The sequence below is a fragment of the Rhizobium sp. NPDC090279 genome (assembly GCF_044769665.1).
Lineage (GTDB): Bacteria > Pseudomonadota > Alphaproteobacteria > Rhizobiales > Rhizobiaceae > Rhizobium.
Genome location: NZ_JBIVYI010000004.1, coordinates 364,496 through 382,749 on the forward strand (window position 1 = coordinate 364,496; position 18,254 = coordinate 382,749).

The window sequence follows — 18,254 nt, forward strand, 5'->3', positions numbered from 1 at the left end:
TTTTTGTACCTAGATGTCAAACTTTTCCGTTCTTACTATTCCATACCAAGCGGACTACATGCTCCAGCGACAGTCTTTCCAACCGGAAGCTGGCACTGGAAACCACCATGGAGATCCCTCGTGAAACTGTATTATCTGCCGGCAAGCTGCTCGCTCTCGCCCCATATCGTCATCAACGAACTCGGCCTGGACGTGGAATTGATCAAGGTCGATCATACCAGCCACAAGACCGAGACCGGGCTGGATTTCTATGACATCAACCCGCACGGCTATGTCCCCCTTCTCGAATTCGCCGACGGCAGCCGTCTCAGGGAGGGACCGGCCATCGTCCAGTATCTGGCGGATCTGAAGCCCGAATCCGGACTGGCTGCGGCCGCCGGCACGATGGAACGCTACAAGCTGCAGGAAATGCTCGGTTTCCTGTCGACTGAGATCCACAAGGGATTCATCCCGCTTCTCTATGCGCGGCTGGCGGGAAACTATGTCGAGACGGCGAGACCGAAGCTCGAAAAGCGGTATCAATGGATCGACGCGCACCTCGCCGACCGCCCCTTCCTCATGGGCGACAGCTTCACGGTTGCCGATGCCTATCTGTTTGCACTGACCGGATGGGGCCAGGCCGCATGGCTCAAATCCTACTATAAAGCCGGCATCCATTTCGACGAACTGCGCAATCTCCAGGCCTGGTATGGCCGCATGAGGCAACGCGATGCGGTGCGTAAATCCATCCTGGAGGAAGGACTGGCGTTTGACTGATAGCCATCATGGCGAACAGCAAGAGAAAAGCCACCGCGAGACATTCCCAGTCTCGCGGTGGCGTCATTCAGCAAACGCTACTTCTGGCGATAAAGGATCATGCCGCCGTGATGGAGTACGTCATCGATGAAGTCTCCGTCGGCGGTAAAGCCGGTATCGTCCCAGTAATCGATGTGATTGCCGCGAACCTCGTAGCGCCCTTGATAGGCGCTTTCGCGCCGGCCGCGTGCTTCGTCATAACGGCCGTTCGGCAGCAGATTGTGGCGCACGTAGCCATCGGCGGTAACCCACATGCCGGCATAGGGATGGTTCTGCTGGGTGGCCGCAGATGCAACAGGCTTGTTGTTCATGGTGGCGTAGACCTCGGATGTGAAGATGAATATGGCGCAGACAGCAAGAGCCATGGCGAGACTCTGGATAGGCACGGCCGTCTCCACCGCCGCTTAGGTGTTGGCCGTCGGGCGTACGACAATCTCGTTGACGTCGACATCCACGGGTTGCTCGATGGCGAAGCGCACGGCGCGGGCGATGGCATCGGGCTTCAAGGCGATGGCGCGATAGGTCTTCATGGCTTCCACGGCGACTGGATCGGTGATCGTGTGGGCAAGCTCGCTTTCGACGACGCCGGGATGGATGCAGGTCACGCGCAACGTCTTGTGCTCCTGCCGCAACCCGTCGGAGATCGCCCGCACGGCATATTTCGTGGCGCAATAGACGGCCGCCGTGGGCGAGACGGCAAGCGCTCCGATCGACGCGATATTGATGATCTGGCCCGAATTGCGAGAGATCATCTCAGGCAGAACCGCGGCGACACCATAGAGCACGCCCTTGATGTTGACATCGATCATCCGGTCCCATTCCTCTACCTTCAGCGACGCCATCAGAGATAGCGGCATCACGCCGGCATTGTTGACGATGACGTCGACGCGTCCCCATTTTTCGCGGGCAGCATTCACGAAGGCATCGAAGCTCTGGCGGTCCGTCACATCGAGGGGATGGGCGAGCACCGCGCCGCCCGCCGCGCTTAATTCGGCAGCCAGCGCCTCCAGGCGCTCCACGCGCCTTGCGCCCAGAGCCACTTTCGCGCCGGCGGCGGCAAGTTCGCGGGCAATACCCTCGCCGATCCCGCTCGAAGCACCTGTGATCAGAATAACTTTGTCCATCGGCATGACCTCATCCTTTCGTGGTCCATGTTATGAGGCCTTGACTGTACGGATCGGCTATTGTTTCGATAAGCCATCACTTCCTTGCCAGATTGGAAAGAAAAAATAACCAATGGAGCCAGATCTGAATGCGCTCGCGGTCTTTGCGCTCGTTGCGGAGGAGCGGAGCTTCCGGGCTGCGGCGACACGGCTCGGCGTGACACGCTCCGCCGTCAGCCAGACGATCCGGCGTCTGGAAGAAAATCTCGGCATCGCGCTTGTGTTGCGCACGACACGCAGCGTCAGCCTCACCGAAGCCGGCGAACGGCTTTATGAGAAGGTGGCACCGGCCGTTGCCGAAATGCGCGCCGCGCTGGAAAAGACCGAAGCGCTGACGGAACTTCCGCGCGGCCGCCTGCGGCTTGCGGTCTCCTCGATCGCCGAACGTTTTCTGGCCGGACCGCTCCTCGCCCGCTTCGTCCGCCAGTATCCCGAGGTGGAACTGGATGTTACCGTCACGGACGAGGAGTTCGATATTGTTGCCGAAGGTTATGATGCGGGAGTGCGGCTGGGAGAGGTCATCGCGCAGGACATGATCGCCGTGCCGATCGCGGGCACGGAGCGGCAACTCGCCGTCTGCGCGCCATCCTACCGCCAGCGTTTCGGAGTGCCTACGCACCCGGCGGAGCTGGCCGGCCATGCCTGCATCGGCTGGCGCCCTTCTCCGAAATCGGCACCCTATCGCTGGGAGTTCGCTGAGGCGGGCAAGGAATTCAGTGTCGCGGTGCCTTCGACCATTACCACCAACGACATGGGCTTAATGATCAAGCTTGCCGTGGCCGGTGCCGGCATATCCTTTGGCATGGAGGAGAGTTTCCGCCCCTTCATCGGCCGCGGCGAACTGCTGCCGGTTCTGGAAGAATACTGCCCCTATTTTGCGGGCTTCTATCTCTATTATCCAAGCCGGCGAAACACCGCCCCGAAGCTTCGGGCGCTGATCGAGCATATAAGGCGCTTTCCCGCCGGCGACGAAGCGCGGGCGAGCGACTAGCGAACCGGATCATCCGCTTTGCCGCCCCTGGGCTATCTCAGATTTTCAGGCGCTCACCGCCGACCTCAGTTACGGCCGCCATTCGCCCGGATGATCTGGCCGTTGATCCAACCGCTCTCGGCGCTGGCGAGAAACGACACGATCTGGGCGATCTCTTCCGGCAACCCGAGACGGCCGAGCGGAATGTCGTTGATCAGCCGCTGGATCAGAGCCTCGGAGCGTCCCTTGAACAGCAATTCCGTAGCGATCGGTCCCGGCGCAACGGCGTTGACGGTGACGCCGCGCGGGCCCAGTTCCTTGGCGAGTGTATGCGTCATGGCTTCCACCGCCGCCTTCGTCGCCGCGTAGACACTATTACCGGGGGAATAATGGCCGATAATGCTCGTCGACAGGTTGATGATGCGGCCGCCATCGCGCACCCGCTTTGCACCCTCACGCATTCCATTGAAGGTGCCCGTGAGGTTGACGGCGATCTGCTGTTGAAAATCCTCATCCGTAACCTCGGCCATCGGTGAGAATTTGCTGATCCCGGCATTGTTGACGAGGGCATCGACTCTGCCGAACTCGGCTTCAGCACGATCGAACAATGCCGCCACAGCCGAAGCCTCAGCCACATCCGCGCGGACCGCAAGCGCACGACCGCCCGCCGCCTCGATACCGGCGACGACATCCTCAGCCTCGGCGGAACTCGATACGTAATTGACGACGGTCTGAAAACCATCGGCGGCAAGCTGCCTCGCAATGGCAGCCCCGATACCCTTCGATGCGCCGGTGACGATTGCGGTTCTGATTTCGCTGGACATGTATTCTCTCCTTTGTTCTTCCGTTCGTAACGGCGAGCGGTGCGCGCACATGCGCTCTCGAACACGCCGAAGGAACTCCATCCCCGGATGTCGCTGGAACGCTTGTGTCGTTGGGCCGTGATCTGTAATATGAGCGATAATTCGCTTTTTGCTACTCGCATTCCGGGAACATGTCCGAAAGCGCCCTGAAGAGCCGCCCCGCGCCGAGAAAAGCGCCGAAACAAGCCCGCTCGCTCGCGACCGTCGAAGCGATCGTGGAAGCTGCAGCTCGCATTTTGGAGGAGCGCGGCCATGAAGCCTTTTCCACCAATGCCGTCGCGGAGAGGGCCGGCGTCAGCGTCGGCTCGCTTTACCAATATTTTCCGCGCAAGGATGCGTTGATCGGGGCGCTGATCTTTCGCGAGACAAGCCGCCTCGTCGAGGATGCGGAAAATGCCGCCGCCCAGCCCACCGCCGGGGAAGCTCTATCGGCGTTGATTCTGCCCTGCGTCGAACAGCAGCTTCGCCGCCCTGCCCTTGCCCGCCTGCTCGATTTCGAGGAAGCGCGCCTGCCGCTCGATGCCGCCACCGAACAGGTGAAGATGCGTTTCTTCGAGCTCACGCGCGCAACGCTCCAGCGGCCAGACCTGCCGCCGCAGGCCGATATCGATGTCGCAAGTCGCGATGTGGTTGCCATCATCAAGGGAATGGTCGATGCCGCCGGAGAACACGGCGATCAGGATAAAGACCTGTTGGCGCAGCGCGTAAAGCGCGCTGTGCTCGGCTATCTAGGCTGGGATCGTCAACCGGCGTAAAATCAGGGCATCGCCCAAAGTCAGAGGGCTGGCCTGCTATTCCAAGCTTGCAAGTGATTGCATTGCAGCATTGCAAAATCCGCATCACTAGCAAGCTACCAATATGAGCCTAATCGATTATATCGATCTAAGCGGCTTCGGGATTCCGCGCCTCCTGCGGGCATCTCGGCAAGCCGCTGCCTGTCTTTCTTTCGGCCCGTTCGGGGCTTTCGCCCGGGTCGGATCTCGAAGCCTGGCAACAACAAGAACCAAGGATAAAAAAGTGGCTGGCTCAGCAACAAGCTCTGCGCCCACCAGCGCCCGTGCATCCGCACGCCATGGCCAGGGCAATTATCAATTCGCGCTTATCGCACTCACCTCACTCTTTTTCATGTGGGGCTTCATCACCTGCCTGAACGACATTCTGGTCCCGCACCTGAAGAGCGTCTTTCAGCTCAATTACACCCAAGCGATGTTCATTCAGCTCTGCTTTTTCGGCGCATACTTCATCGTATCGCTGCCGGCGGGAGCGCTCGTGAAGCGTATCACCTACAAGTGGGGCATCGTCGTCGGCCTCTCGATCGCGGCGGTTGGCTGCGCGCTCTTCATCCCGGCCGCCAGCTATCGCGTCTATGCCCTTTTCCTGGGCGCGCTCTTCGTGCTCGCCACCGGCATCACGATCCTGCAGGTCGCCGCCAATCCTTATGTCACCGTATTGGGACCACCCGACACCGCAGCCAGCCGCCTGAACCTGACGCAGGCCTTCAACTCGCTCGGCACGACGATTGCGCCGTACTTCGGCGCGATGCTGATCTTGTCTGCCGCAACCGTTGCAGCAGCCAATGCGACGCCGGAGCAGCTCGACGCCATGCGGCTTGCCGAAGCCGGTGCCGTCAAGTTCCCCTATCTGTTGCTCGCCGTGGCCTTCCTGGTCCTCGCCGCCGTGTTTGCGGCTCTCAAGCTTCCCGAAGTCGAGGATGAGGAAACGGTCGAACCGATGCGCGGCGGCGGCTCCGCCTGGCAGTATCGCCACCTCGTGCTCGGCGCCATCGGCATTTTCCTTTATGTCGGCGCCGAGGTCAGCGTCGGCAGCTTCCTCGTCAACTTCCTGAGCCAGCCTGACATCGCCCACCTCTCCGAGGCGGATGCCGCCCATTACGTCTCCTATTTCTGGGGTGGCGCCATGATCGGGCGCTTCGTCGGCTCTGCAATCATGCGCCACATCGATGATGGCAAGGCGCTCGCCTTCAATGCCGCTATTGCGATCATTCTTCTGCTGGTGACCGTGCTCACGACAGGTCATGTCGCCATGTGGTCGGTGCTGGCCATCGGCCTGTTCAACTCCATCATGTTTCCGACGATCTTCAGCCTGGCGCTGCATGGCCTCGGCAAATATACGAGCCAGGGCTCGGGCATTCTGTGCCTTGCCATCGTCGGCGGCGCAATCCTCCCGGTCATCCAGGGCGGCCTCGCCGATTCGATCGGCATTCACCTCGCCTTCCTGATGCCGATCATCTGCTACCTTTATATTGCCTTCTACGGCCTCAAGGGCCACAAGCCGGCCTGAGACTAGCTCAGAATTGCGCCCCGCCGAGGTTTTCGGCGGGGCGCAAAGGGCTTGATCCGGAGCGCGCCGCTTGGCATCGTGCAGCGCAACAAAAGGGAAGGACAAGCCTCATGAAAGCACTGCTGCTCATCGACATCCAGAACGGCTTCTGCCCCGGCGGTCACCTGCCCGTACCGGATGGAGATCAGGTGGTGCCGATCGCCAACAAGCTCATCGACAGCGACAACTACGATCTGATCGTCGCCTCGCAGGACTGGCATCCGGCCGGTCATGGCAGCTTCGCTTCTGCCCACCCAGGCAAGAAGCCCTTCGAAATCGGCATGCTCTCGGGCAAGCCGCAGATGATGTGGCCCGATCATTGCGTCCAGAACACCGAAGATGCCGCGTTCCATCCCGACCTCCATATGGCTGCATTCGACTTCATCCAGCAGAAGGGCCAGAACCCCGCAGTCGACAGCTATTCCGCCTTCCGCGACAACGACCAGGCAGCCCTCACGGGTCTGGCAGCCTATCTGCGCAGCAAGGGCGTTACCGCGCTCGATCTGTGCGGGCTCGCGACGGACTATTGCGTCAAGTTTTCGGCGCTCGATGCAGTCGAAATGCTGCCCGGCGTCACCGTTCGCTTTATCGAAGACGCGAGCCGCGGCATCGATCCCGCCGGGGTCAAGGCTGCGATCGACGACATGCGAGCGCGCGGCGTCACCATTGCCAGCAGCAAGGACGCGCTTACCTAAAATCGCGCGAACCAAGCTAAACCTTCTCTAAACAAAATGATGCAAGCTATGTCTCATCAATAAGTTGTCGGGACACTTAGCGTGCAGTCGATTGTCATCAACGGGCGTTTCCTCGGCCAGCCCTTGTCCGGCGTACAGCGCTTCGCGCGCGAGCTGACGCTGGCGCTCGACCGCAAGATCTCGACAGGCGCCCTGCCCGCCTCGTTGAAAGGCGCGCGCTGGCGGCTGGCCGTGCCGCGCAATACGCCCATCGATATCAGGCTCTCGGCCATCGAAATCGACAGCTTCGGGTCCGGCCCCGGTCACGTCTGGGAGCAGACATCACTGCTTTCGCACTCGCGCGGCAGCCGGCTGATCGGCTTCGGCGGCAGCGGCCCGCTGCTGCATCGCCGCCAGGCCGTCGTCATCCATGACGTGACGATCTTTCGCCATCCGCAGTCCTTCAAGCGCAGCTATCGCCTGCTGCACGGTGCGCTTGGCACGGTGCTGACGCGCACCGCCAAGATCGGCACTGTCTCCGAATTCTCGCGGCAGGAACTAGCCTCCGTATTCCGGGTTCCGTCGGCTGGCATCGACGTCGTCTACAATGCCGTCGATCATTTCGCCGCCATCGAACCGGATGAGGCCGTCATGCAACGGCTCGGGTTGAAGGAGAACAGCTTCTTCCTGCTGGTGGGAACGATGAAGCCGAACAAGAACCTCGATTTCGCCATCCGCGCCTTCGAAGCGCTGAAGGATGAAGACCAGAAACTCGTGGTCGTCGGCGGCTCCGCGCCAACCGTCTTCAAATCGGAAGGCCAGCAATCCAACGACAGCCTGCTCTTTCCTGGGCGCCTCAGCGATGCGGAGATCGTCGCCCTTGAGCGCCATGCCACCGCCTTCGTCTTCCCAAGTCTCTATGAAGGATTCGGCATCCCGCCGCTGGAAGCCATGACGCAGGGCTGCCCGGTGCTCGCAGCCGATATTCCCGCCGTTCGCGAAGCCTCGGGCGATGCTGCGCTCTACTTCGACCCTTCGCAACAGGATGAGCTTGTTACCGCCATGCGCCGGATCGCAACGGACGACGCGTTGCGCCAGGACCTGCGCCGACGCGGCCACGAGAACGTCGCGCGTTTCTCCTGGGATGGCAGCGCAGACCGCGTGCTGTCCATTCTCGAAGATCTCTGAGAGATCTCAGGACCTAGCCTGCGGCCGGAACATGGTCACGAAATAGCTGTAAAGGCCGAGCAGGCAAAAGAGCGCGCCGCCGATAACCCCGACCGCCACCGATATCCACAGCGAATAGGCGAACCCGGCTGTCGCCAGCACCGGCACGGCGAGCCCGACGGCGGAGAAGGTAACGGGTGGCCAGACGAAATTGAATGAAAGAGACGTCATGACCTTCACACCGATCGTCATGGCGCAGAGCGCACCAATCATGCCGCCGGCCATAAGGGCAGCATCGCCAAATGAGCCGAGATAGCCGCCGGCGAGGGTGCCGGCATTCAGCAACACGCAATCCAGCGCGGCAAGCAGGAAAATCGTCAGCAGCCGATGCTGCAGATGTGCGGGAGTCGGCATCATGTTGGCAGTCAGAGCGCGGCATGTCGCAAGGCCGATGACAAAGGGGGCAACGGCCAGAAATTCGGCGCGCAAACCCGCCGCGATGACCAGTTGCCCAACCGGCTGCAGCAACGCGAAAATACCGGCGGCCGTCATCAGGGTGAGGCCGGTCAGCAGCGAATAATATTCCCCCAGTTGCTTGGCAAAGGCGGGCGTTGCGCCGTCACGATCATAGGTCGTGACAACATCGGGATATTGGATCGCCTGCAAGGCGGAAACGATGAGCACGAAAGGTCGCTGCAGCAGGTCAAGCGCCAGAAGCGCGCCGGCAGCGCCGCCTGCCCCCAGCATGGCCGTGAGGATGGACTTCAACCCGAGCGGCGTCAGCATGCCGATGACGGAGGCGCTGGCTGCAACGCTGCCATAGACGAAATGCTTGCGCACCAGCGACGGCTTGAAGGGCGCCGCTTCGCGCAGACTATTGCGGGTCAGAAATGCAGCGAGGAGACCATAGGCCACATAGCCAGCCATCAGACCGATGACGGTGGATGTGAAATTCGGAGCAACGGCCGCACCCGCAAGCGTACCGATGGCGAGAATGGTGGCTCGCGAGCCCTGCAGCCGAGAGAAGACGCGAAACTCCTGACGGAAGCGGAGCATGGTGAGATGCAGGTCGCTGCCGCCCTGGAAGATCGCGACCAGACCGCCGAGCACGGCAATCTCCGCCGGTACCGAAAAGAAGATCGAAACGGAGGCGGCAATCAGGCAGAGCGCCGAGCACGCCGCGAATTCGACGGTGAGCGCCTTGCGCTCCAGCGCCTCGCTGTCAGGCCCCTGCCCGGGATAGAAGCGGCTGCAGGCAAAGCGGACCCATTCAAAGCAGAAAATTGCCGCGAACTGGCTGATCGAGATGAACAGCGAATAACCGGCATAATCCGCCGGAGCCAGCAGATGCGCGACCGCGATCAGCAGTCCGAAGGCTACCGCCGCCTGATAGAAATATGCCGCCAATGCCACGATCTTTGCCATGTCGGCAGCTAACAGCAAAAGATTGAGAAAAGCGCTAATCCCGCGCGATGAATTCCGGTATCGGGGATACAAGAGCCATCAAAGATGATGTCGCGCTCTAGCCTGCTCGGCGATATGAGCCGTTTGCCCGCCACACGATCCCACTCTCCAAAAATCTGCTCGATCGGCAAGGCAAAGATCCTGGCAATGATGCGGCACCGCATCATCCGATCATTTCCGCCTTGCCTCTTCGCTGATCCAGCCGATCACGGTCTCGAGCGCAGGGGATTTCCGATAGCGCGGCCAGACGAGATAGAAGTCGGAGGGACCGCTTAGCGACCCCTCGATTATCTGCGTCAGGCGGCCCTCCGCCATGTCGCGCGCGACGAAATCGCGGTTCGCAAGAACGATCCCCTGCCCGGCAATGGCAGCCTCGATCGCGTGCGATGTCTGGCTGAAACTGATCCCCTTATAGGAAGCTTGCGCTGCCCGTCCGAAATGCCTGTCGATGAATTCCGGCCAAGAATTATGGGCGTCATGAAGGAGCACATAGTCCGCAAGCTCTTCCGATGTCTTCGGCGGCTTTCGGTCACGCAACAGCACGGGGCTGCAAACGGCAATGATTTCCTGCTCGAACAGCAGCTCGGTCGCCAGTCCCGGTCCGAAGGGTGGTCGCCCGTAGCGGACGGCAAGATCCACTCCATCCACCTGAAACCCCGATATACGTTCCGTCGCCAGGATATGGAGATCGAGATCGGGATGACGGGCCGTAAAATCCGGCAGTCGTGGGATCAGCCATTTCGATGCGAATGTCGGCGTGGTGCTGATGGTGAGCCTGACGGGTTGCGGCCTGAGATCGCCCGTCGCCTCGGCGATGATCTCAAAGGCACGCCTGATATCGGCGATGTAGCCGCGGCCCTCGCCTGTCAGAACCAGGGTCCGCGGCATCCGCTCGAACAGTTTTACGCCAAGTTCGGCTTCCAGCCCGCGAACCTGCTGCGCCACCGCACCCTGCGTAACCCCGAGCTCCTCGGCGGCCAGCCGGAAGCTGCGATGACGCGCGGACACTTCGAATGCCTTCAGGCCGTTAAGAGAAGGAAGTTTACCGAGTGAACCGTTCATGCGATAGTTTTTCTACTGTTAAATGAGAGCGTAACTGCTTCGCTCCCGCGCGAGAAAGATGATATTTCGTCGGTAAGTTTGAAGCAATCAAATCATCCGGGCAAGACGAAGGAGGAAACGCATATGTCAATAGAAAAAGTTGCGATCATCACCGCAGGCGGCAGCGGCATGGGTGCCGAGAGCGCCAGACGTCTTGCCGCCGACGGGTTCAAGGTGGCGATCCTTTCGTCCTCCGGTAAGGGCGAGGCTCTTGCACAGGAACTCGGCGGCATCGGCATTACGGGCTCCAATCAGTCCAATGACGATCTCAAGCGTCTGGTCGATGCGACAATGACAAGGTGGGGAAGAATCGATGCGCTCGTGAACAGCGCCGGCCACGGCCCGCGTGCTCCCATCCTCGATATCACCGACGAACAGTGGCACACCGGTCTCGACGTGTATCTGATGAACGTCATCCGTTCGGTCCGGCTCGTCGCTCCGATCATGCAGAAGCAGAAGTCCGGCGCAATCATCAACATTTCCACGGCCTGGGCATTCGAGCCTTCGGCAATGTTTCCGACTTCAGCCGTATTCCGTGCGGGCCTTGCCTCCTACACGAAGATTTTCGCCGACACCTATGCCGCCGACAATCTCCGGATGAACAACGTGCTGCCCGGCTGGATCGACAGCCTGCCGGCAACCGACGAGCGCCGCGACAACGTGCCGATGAAGCGCTACGGCACCAGCGCCGAGATCGCCGCCACCGTCGCCTTCCTCGCCTCAGACGGTGCCGGCTACATCACCGGCCAGAACCTCAAGGTCGATGGAGGCTTGACCCGCTCGGTCTGATTCCCCGGCACGGTGTACGGTTTCCGCTCTCCCGGATGATGTCTTGGGGAGCGGCTTGCCTGCACGAGACCGCGGTAGCGACCTCTCCGCCGGCCAGTCTCATATGCGTCATCTTCCAAGCCGGCGCCGCATTCCCTTGAATTGCTTTTTTGCACTGCACACGTTAGAACGGCCCGCAAAATTCAAGGGATGGAATGGGTAGTGTAAGGCGGCGCTGCCTGGGGAGGAGTGCCACGATGAAGGTCATCAACACGATAGCGGCACTGCGCGAACGGCTTGGCGAACATCGCAGAGCCGGCAGGACAATCGGCCTGGTGCCGACCATGGGCTATCTGCATGCCGGCCATATGGAGCTGGTTTCCCGTGCCAAGGCCGAAAACGATATCGTCGTCACCTCCATCTTCGTCAATCCGCTGCAATTCGGCGCCAACGAGGATCTGACCAAATATCCGCGCGATCTCGAGCGCGACAGCGCCATGCTGCGCGACGCCGGCGTCGACTACCTCTTCGCCCCCGGCGTCACCGACATGTATCCGCGCCCGATGGAAACCGTTGTTGACGTCCCCAAGCTCGGCGCGGAGCTGGAAGGTGCCGTTCGTCCCGGCCATTTCGCCGGCGTCGCCACCGTCGTCACCAAGCTCTTCAACATCGTTCAGCCCGACAGCGCCTATTTCGGCGAGAAAGACTATCAACAGGTGGCGATCATCCGCCGCATGGTCGAGGATCTCGCACAGCCCGTTCGCGTCGTGCCGGTACCGACCGTCCGCGATACCGATGGCTTGGCGCTTTCTTCGCGCAACATCTATCTGTCGAAGGAAGAGCGTGCCGCCGCCGTCATCGTTCCCAAGGCACTGGCGGAGGCCGAGAGGCTCTACAATCTCGGTGCGGATGATCCTGCAGCGTTCGAAAAAGCGTTGCACGCCTTCATCGAAAGGGAGTCCCTTGCAACAGCCGAAGTCGCCGCCGTTCGCCATCCCGATACGCTGGAACAGCTGACAAGACTGCAGGGCGAGCCGGTGCTTGTGGCTCTCTTCGTCCGCATCGGCATCACCCGCCTGCTCGACAACCGTGTCATCGGGCGCAGACCGTCCGCCAACGAAGGGACTGCCTGAGATGAGCACCGTCGGACACACCAAGCGCACGACGCCCGCCGCGATCGAAGCGCTGAAAGGCACGCGCCCCATCGTCAGCCTGACGGCCTATACGACACCGATCGCCCGCCTGCTCGATCCGCATTGCGACCTGCTTTTGGTCGGCGATTCCCTCGGCATGGTGCTCTACGGCATGGAGACGACCGTCGGCGTCACGATGGAGATGATGATCGCCCATGGCCAGGCCGTCATGCGTGGCGCCAGACATGCCTGCGTCATCGTCGACCTGCCCTTCGGCTCGTACCAGGAATCGAAGGAACAGGCCTTTCGCAACGCCGCGCGCATCCTGAAGGAAACCGGCTGCGACGGCGTGAAGCTGGAAGGCGGCGAGGAAATGGCTGAAACCGTTTCCTTCCTCACCTCGCGCGGCATTCCGGTCTTCGGCCACGTCGGCTTGATGCCGCAGTTGGTGAACACGACCGGCGGCTACCGTTCGCTTGGGCGCTCGGAGAAGGAAGCCGACAAGATCCGGCGCGATGCCAAGGCGATCTCCGAAGCCGGCGCCTTCGCCATGGTGATCGAGGGCACGATCGAGCCGCTCGCCCGCGAAATCACCGCTGCAGTCGCCATCCCCACCATCGGCATCGGCGCTTCTGCCGCCTGCGATGGGCAGATCCTCGTTTCCGATGACATGCTCGGCCTCTTCAACGATTTCAAGCCGCGCTTCGTCAAGCATTTCGCGGAGCTGGCGCCCATGGTCTCGAAAGCAGCGGAAGCCTATGCCGAGGAAGTAAAGGCCCGCAGTTTCCCGGCTTTGGAACATACATTCCAGCCAAAGAAATAGGCCTCGTTAGTCCTTGGCCGGCTCTTTCTCCAGTAGATAGATCGCCTCGCCGAAATCCTCCATTTTGCTTACCAATGCGGCATGGGCATCGCGCAGACCCTGATTGTAGTAGTAGGGTCCGATCTCGGCCGTGAAGAAATCGAGCAGGAATTCGGCGGGCAAAGTGCCGAGCGTCTGGTCGAGTTCTTCGGAGAAATAGCGCTGAAGACGGGCGACGATCGCCGCCTTTTCGTCCTTGGTGAAGGTGATCTTCTTCATTCTCCGCATCTCCCATTTTGCAAGCAGGTCCAAGGAACTGCTTCAAGAAAATCAATTAATCCATCAAGTAAATTGAATTGCTGCTTCCACGCGCACGGCTTACAGCTCCCCCTATTGAACAGCGCTCGGGGGCAGATGCGCAAGGGTGCAATGATGTTGCACTTCGCGCTTGATCTGTGTGCTGGACGGCAAATGCGGCACCCGGGCAAAGCTCCGGATTTTCCATAAAGGACAGGGCGGACGATGAACCGCGCGGAATTCTTTGAAGGCTTGAAGGGTGGCATTCCCGTCGGCCTCGCTGCGGCGCCCTTCGGCGCCCTCTTCGGTGCGCTGGCACGCGATCAGGGCATGTCGCTCGGCGAATTGACCCTGATGAGCGGCACGGTCTATGCCGGCGCTAGCCAGATGGTCGGGTTGGATCTCTTCGGGCACAATGTCCAGGCCTGGCTGATTGTTCTGTCGATCCTGGCTGTGAACTTCCGCCACGTGCTCTATTCGGCGGCGATCGCGCGCTACATCAGGCATTTTTCCGCGGTAGAGAAGTTCTTCACCTTCTTCCTGCTGGTCGATCCGCAATTTGCCGAAACGATCAAGCGCCACGAGAGCGGCAAGTCGGTGACCTTCGCCTGGTACATCGGCTTTGCGGCCATGGTCTATATTCCATGGGTGGTCATCAGCCTGATCGGCGGCCTGCTTGGAAGCCTGATCGGCGATCCGAAAGCCATCGGTCTCGATATCCTGCTGCCGATCTATTTCCTCGGCATCGTCATGGGCTTCCGCACGCGCGATAATTTCCTGCCTGTTGTGGCCGCCAGCGCCGTGGCATCGGCCATCGCGCATCGTTATGTCGGCTCGCCCTGGCATGTCAGCATCGGCGCGCTCGCAGGCGTTGCGCTTGCCGCCGTGCTGCCACCGGTGAAGGCGAACCGCAAGCCAGACCTCGCCCACGAAAACCACGAGGTCTGACCATGTTCGATTTCAATTCCCATATGGTCATGCTGATTGCAGCCGCAGCCGTCGTGACTTTCCTGACGCGCATCGGCGGCTACGTCCTCATCGTCAAGATGACCCGCATTCCGCCGCGCGTCGAAGCGGCGCTGAATGCCGTGCCCGCTGCCGTCCTCACGACGCTTGTCGCACCCGCCTTCTTCATCGGCGGCTGGGATACCAAGGTGGCGATGTTCGCCGCTCTTCTCGTCGGGCTGCGCTATCCCTCGACCTATATGCTCGTCGCGGGATGGATCGTCGTGATGGCATGGCGCCATTCGATCGGCGCCTGAGCATCTAAACCCCATCCCGCCTTCGGAGCGGGATGGGGTCATTTCCTAGTGATTGAGCGCCAGCGTGGCATTTTCCAGCCATGCCCGGATATCGTGATCGTGGATCAGCGGCATCAGCGCCTCGCGCGTCCTGACGTGATATTCGTTCAGCCAATGCAGCTCTTCATGCGTCAGCAGCTCGACGAGAACCAGGCTGCGATCGATCGGGCAGAAGGTCAGCGTTTCGAAACCCAGCATCGGCATATCGCCGCCATCGATCCCTTCCGGATCGCGGATATAGATCAGGTTCTCGATGCGGATGCCGAAATGACCCGGGCGATAGTAGCCAGGCTCATTGGAAAGAATCATACCGGGAAGCAGCTCCTGCACGGCGAGACGGGCGATGCGTTGCGGCCCCTCATGCACGGAAAGGTACGAGCCGACGCCGTGGCCTGTGCCATGGGCGAAATCGACGCCAGCCTTCCAGAGCGCGATGCGCGCCAGCGGATCGAGATCGCAGCCGCGCGTGCCCTTCGGGAAACGCGCCGTGCTGATGGCGATCATCCCCTTCAGCACCAGCGTGAAAAGACGCTTCTGCTCTTCGGAGACGGCGCCAACACCGACCGTGCGGGTAATGTCCGTGGTGCCGTTGATATATTGCGCGCCCGAATCGATCAGGAACAATTCGCCGGCCTGGATCAGCCGGTCGCTCGCCGTCGTCACGCGGTAATGCATGATGGCGGCATGCTCGCCGGCGCCTGAGATCGTGTCGAAGGAGATGTCCTTCAGCGGGTTCTGCATGCTTTCACCGACGCGGGCGCGGCAGGCTTCCAGCCGTTCGGCAGCGGCGATTTCCGTCACCGTTCCCGGCTTGCTCGTCTCCAGCCAGTAGAGAAACTCGACCATGGCAGCCCCGTCCTGCAGATGGGCAGCCGCCGATCCGTTGATTTCGGCAGCATTCTTGCAAGCGCGCGGCAGCTTGGCGGGGTCGTTGCCCTCAACCACTTCTCCGCCCCCGCGACGGATGATGTCCGTAAGCGCGTAGGAGGCGAGATCCGGATCGACCAGGATACGACCAGCGTTCGCAGCAGTGGCAGCCAGCCGCCTGGCAAGTTCGGAGGGTGGCAGCTGCTTGCAAATCTGTGCCAGATAGGCTTCCGCCTCGACCTTGGTCTTGCGCTTGTCGAGGAAGAGCTCCGCTTCGCCTGCTGCATAGATGATGGCCCGCGCCAGCGGATGCGGCGTATGCGGCACGTCGCTGCCGCGAATATTGAAGATCCAGGCGACCGAAGACGGATCGGTGATCAATACCGCCTTCAGGTTCTTCTCCTTGAGGTTGGCCGCGATGGTCGCAAGCTTGTCCCTGGCCAGCACGCCGGCCTGGCCGATATCCTGAATGATGACTCCGCCGAGCGGTTCGGCCGGCCGGTCCGTCCACAGCTTGTCGAGCGGATTGTGCGGCAGGAACACGAGCGTGCCGTCAATCTCGGCCAACGCCTTTTCCAACCGGCGCACTTCAGCGCCCGTATGCAGCCACGGATCGATGCCGAGTCGGAAACCTTTCTTCGCATGGCGCGGCAGCCAGACATGCGGCGGCTCGTTTACCAGATCGCCACCGGTGAAGACGGCGCGGTCCACCTGCTCGCTAAGCTGAGTCACATAGCGGCCATCCACAAAGACCACCGCCTGGGAGTGTGTGATAAGCGCAACACCCGCCGATCCCGTGAAGCCCGTGAGCCATGCCAGGCGCTCCGAGCATTTGGGCACATACTCGCCCTGATACTCGTCGGCACGCGGCACGAGGAAGCCGTCAATGCCGAGATCGCCGAAGGCGACACGCAAACCGGCCACACGCTCGCGACCGAATTGCGGGGTGGAAGTGACGTCGAAAGACTGAAACATGAGCTGATCCGAGACTGGTGGAGAATCCGTGAAACCGAATGGTGCCAGTATGTTAGAGCATGATGATCGGAAGTGCGACGTGATTTTAGATCATTGAGACGATATGCGCATCAACGACGGCGCCGCACCTTGGGAGAGCGCTCCGTCTCATCCTTGGCCGTTAACGAATCCGCCCATTTCGTGAGCATCACTAGCCAAATATGACATCTTCACGGCATGCAATATGCATATCACGCATAGCTCCCATGAACCCGCCCCCCTGCCACACCGAAGAACGAATCGTTATATCCGGCGCATCAAACGGGGTTCACGAAGAACCCGCACGAACAAGGACTAAGACAATGCCTATCTCTCGCTCCGCATATGTTAGCCCGGCGCTGGCTGGCGAGCGTCGCACCGTACGCCACTCCGTAGGCTCGCTTCGTCAGCTCGAAGTCGAAACCTCGAGGGCAATTGGCGCTAGCCGCGGCGATCGCCGCTAAGAAATTTACGAGCTACGCGTTCTAAACAGATCGCAATCCGGTTCTCCTCCTCCCTCCCGGATCGCGGTCAGAACGCTAGAGCCTGCTTGAGCACTCCTCCACACGCTCGCGGGCAAGGTCGGCGAAAGTCGATCTTCAAGGCGGTGCTTCGGCACCGCCTTTTTTATTGCTGCGACAAGCTGAGAGGGAAACGACCGGCTCAAGGCCGGTCGAGATGGATGGTGACCCAGCCGTTGCGCCAGATCGTGCGCACGTGCCGCAGGTTTGCACCATTATAGGCGGCCAGAACCTTCCAGCGCTGCTCGGCCAGGATACCCGAAAGAATGACCGAGCCGCCCGGCGCCAGATGTGCAACAAGTTGCGGCGCCATCTTGATCAGCGGCCGCGCCAGAATATTGGCGATGATCAGGTCGAACGGTCCATGACGGGAAAACGCCGTCGAATGGAATCCCGGCGCCGTCTCGAGCGCGATGCCCGAGGCAATTCCGTTGCTGCGGACATTTTCTCGAGCGACACGGACGGCGACCGGATCGATATCCGTCGCCAGAACCGGAATGTTGCGCAGCTTGCGCACGGCGATCGCCAGAACACCGCTGCCGGTGCCGAGATCGAGCGCATTGCGCACGCGGCGGCTGGCGACGACCTTCTCGATCGTCTCCAGGCAGCCCGCTGTCGTTCCATGATGGCCGGTGCCGAAGGCCTGCCCGGCCTCGATCTCGATGGCGATGTCGCTGGAGCCGACCTTGTCGCGGTCATGCGAACCATGAACGAGGAAGCGGCCGGCACGAACCGGCTTCAAGCCTTCCAGGGATTTGGCGATCCAATCGATATCCGGCAGTACTTCCTTTTCGATCGAAAGTTCCGGAAAGGCAGGTTTCAGCAACGCCTCGAAGCGGCCGCGCACCTCATCTTCATCCTCGTCGTACAGATAGATCGATGCCTCCCAGACATCGTTCTTCTCGTCGATTTCCGTCGTCGCGATCGGAAACTCCTCGTCCTCGAACACTGGCGTCATTAGATCGAGGATCTGCGCTGCCTCTTTCTCGGTCGTCGTCACATAAAAGCGGATCTCACTCAACTCGTCGCTCTTTC

At 60.8% G+C, this 18,254-nt stretch carries 19 protein-coding genes; 11 read left to right on the plus strand and 8 right to left on the minus strand.

Annotated features, from left to right (window positions below; all coding sequences use genetic code 11):
- Positions 1–120: 120 nt before the first annotated feature.
- Positions 121–756: a glutathione binding-like protein gene (locus tag ACIQWP_RS12450; protein WP_402787124.1), complete on the plus strand. Its 636-nt coding sequence runs from the start codon at positions 121–123 to the stop codon at positions 754–756.
- Positions 757–833: 77 nt separating this feature from the next.
- On the opposite strand, the gene ACIQWP_RS12455 is transcribed toward ACIQWP_RS12450, so the two are convergent.
- Together ACIQWP_RS12455 and ACIQWP_RS12460 are read right to left on the minus strand one after the other, a co-directional pair.
- Positions 834–1,106 (minus strand): Atu4866 domain-containing protein, encoded by a 273-nt coding sequence (locus ACIQWP_RS12455; protein WP_402787591.1) that lies wholly within the window; start codon positions 1,104–1,106, stop codon positions 834–836.
- A 93-nt stretch (positions 1,107–1,199) separates the two neighbouring features.
- Entirely contained in the window at positions 1,200–1,925 is a 726-nt protein-coding gene (locus ACIQWP_RS12460; protein WP_402787127.1) for an SDR family oxidoreductase, read from the minus strand.
- A 106-nt stretch (positions 1,926–2,031) separates the two neighbouring features.
- Here ACIQWP_RS12460 and ACIQWP_RS12465 point away from each other — a divergent pair, with 106 nt between their 5' ends.
- A complete protein-coding gene (locus ACIQWP_RS12465) occupies positions 2,032–2,949 on the plus strand; it encodes a LysR substrate-binding domain-containing protein (RefSeq protein ID WP_402787130.1) in 918 nt (305 codons plus the stop codon).
- 65 nt (positions 2,950–3,014) lie between these two features.
- Here the strand turns inward: ACIQWP_RS12465 and ACIQWP_RS12470 are convergent, their stop codons facing one another.
- Positions 3,015–3,752, minus strand: coding sequence for an SDR family oxidoreductase (locus ACIQWP_RS12470; RefSeq protein WP_402787133.1), 738 nt, complete (start codon positions 3,750–3,752; stop codon positions 3,015–3,017).
- 170 nt (positions 3,753–3,922) lie between these two features.
- Between ACIQWP_RS12470 and ACIQWP_RS12475 the strand changes: the two genes are divergently transcribed.
- From ACIQWP_RS12475 to ACIQWP_RS12490, 4 genes are all read left to right on the plus strand, one after another.
- Positions 3,923–4,546 (plus strand): TetR/AcrR family transcriptional regulator, encoded by a 624-nt coding sequence (locus ACIQWP_RS12475; protein WP_402787136.1) that lies wholly within the window; start codon positions 3,923–3,925, stop codon positions 4,544–4,546.
- A 262-nt stretch (positions 4,547–4,808) separates the two neighbouring features.
- Entirely contained in the window at positions 4,809–6,092 is a 1,284-nt protein-coding gene (locus tag ACIQWP_RS12480) for a sugar MFS transporter (protein ID WP_402787139.1), read from the plus strand.
- A 110-nt stretch (positions 6,093–6,202) separates the two neighbouring features.
- A complete protein-coding gene (pncA, locus tag ACIQWP_RS12485) occupies positions 6,203–6,826 on the plus strand; it encodes a bifunctional nicotinamidase/pyrazinamidase (RefSeq protein ID WP_402787142.1) in 624 nt (207 codons plus the stop codon).
- Positions 6,827–6,907: 81 nt separating this feature from the next.
- Positions 6,908–7,993 (plus strand): glycosyltransferase family 4 protein, encoded by a 1,086-nt coding sequence (locus ACIQWP_RS12490; RefSeq protein WP_402787145.1) that lies wholly within the window; start codon positions 6,908–6,910, stop codon positions 7,991–7,993.
- Positions 7,994–7,999: 6 nt separating this feature from the next.
- On the opposite strand, the gene ACIQWP_RS12495 is transcribed toward ACIQWP_RS12490, so the two are convergent.
- Together ACIQWP_RS12495 and gcvA are read right to left on the minus strand one after the other, a co-directional pair.
- Positions 8,000–9,397, minus strand: coding sequence for a hypothetical protein (locus ACIQWP_RS12495; RefSeq protein WP_402787148.1), 1,398 nt, complete (start codon positions 9,395–9,397; stop codon positions 8,000–8,002).
- 210 nt (positions 9,398–9,607) lie between these two features.
- Positions 9,608–10,498 carry a transcriptional regulator GcvA gene (gene gcvA / locus ACIQWP_RS12500; protein WP_402787151.1) on the minus strand — a complete coding sequence of 297 codons (891 nt, stop codon included), beginning with the start codon at positions 10,496–10,498 and terminating at the stop codon, positions 9,608–9,610.
- A 123-nt stretch (positions 10,499–10,621) separates the two neighbouring features.
- On the opposite strand from gcvA, the gene ACIQWP_RS12505 reads away from it, so the two are divergent.
- The 3 genes from ACIQWP_RS12505 (at position 10,622) to panB (ending at position 13,261) form a co-directional block, all read left to right on the plus strand.
- Positions 10,622–11,326 (plus strand): SDR family oxidoreductase, encoded by a 705-nt coding sequence (locus tag ACIQWP_RS12505; RefSeq protein WP_402787154.1) that lies wholly within the window; start codon positions 10,622–10,624, stop codon positions 11,324–11,326.
- Between the two features lie 236 nt (positions 11,327–11,562).
- Complete coding sequence (gene panC / locus ACIQWP_RS12510; protein WP_402787157.1) at positions 11,563–12,438, plus strand: pantoate--beta-alanine ligase; 876 nt, start codon at positions 11,563–11,565, stop codon at positions 12,436–12,438.
- Between the two features lies 1 nt (position 12,439).
- A complete protein-coding gene (panB, locus tag ACIQWP_RS12515) occupies positions 12,440–13,261 on the plus strand; it encodes a 3-methyl-2-oxobutanoate hydroxymethyltransferase (protein ID WP_402787160.1) in 822 nt (273 codons plus the stop codon).
- Between the two features lie 6 nt (positions 13,262–13,267).
- On the opposite strand, the gene ACIQWP_RS12520 is transcribed toward panB, so the two are convergent.
- Positions 13,268–13,519: a DUF2164 domain-containing protein gene (locus ACIQWP_RS12520; protein ID WP_402787163.1), complete on the minus strand. Its 252-nt coding sequence runs from the start codon at positions 13,517–13,519 to the stop codon at positions 13,268–13,270.
- Between the two features lie 243 nt (positions 13,520–13,762).
- Here ACIQWP_RS12520 and ACIQWP_RS12525 point away from each other — a divergent pair, with 243 nt between their 5' ends.
- Entirely contained in the window at positions 13,763–14,485 is a 723-nt protein-coding gene (locus ACIQWP_RS12525; RefSeq protein WP_402787166.1) for an AzlC family ABC transporter permease, read from the plus strand.
- A 2-nt stretch (positions 14,486–14,487) separates the two neighbouring features.
- Complete coding sequence (locus ACIQWP_RS12530; RefSeq protein ID WP_402787169.1) at positions 14,488–14,799, plus strand: AzlD family protein; 312 nt, start codon at positions 14,488–14,490, stop codon at positions 14,797–14,799.
- Positions 14,800–14,844: 45 nt separating this feature from the next.
- Here the strand turns inward: ACIQWP_RS12530 and ACIQWP_RS12535 are convergent, their stop codons facing one another.
- On the minus strand, positions 14,845–16,680 hold the full coding sequence (locus ACIQWP_RS12535; RefSeq protein ID WP_402787172.1) for an aminopeptidase P family protein: 1,836 nt from the start codon (positions 16,678–16,680) through the stop codon (positions 14,845–14,847).
- A 681-nt stretch (positions 16,681–17,361) separates the two neighbouring features.
- On the minus strand, positions 17,362–18,240 hold the full coding sequence (locus ACIQWP_RS12540; protein ID WP_402787176.1) for a 50S ribosomal protein L11 methyltransferase: 879 nt from the start codon (positions 18,238–18,240) through the stop codon (positions 17,362–17,364).
- Between the last annotated feature and the right edge of the window lie 14 nt (positions 18,241–18,254).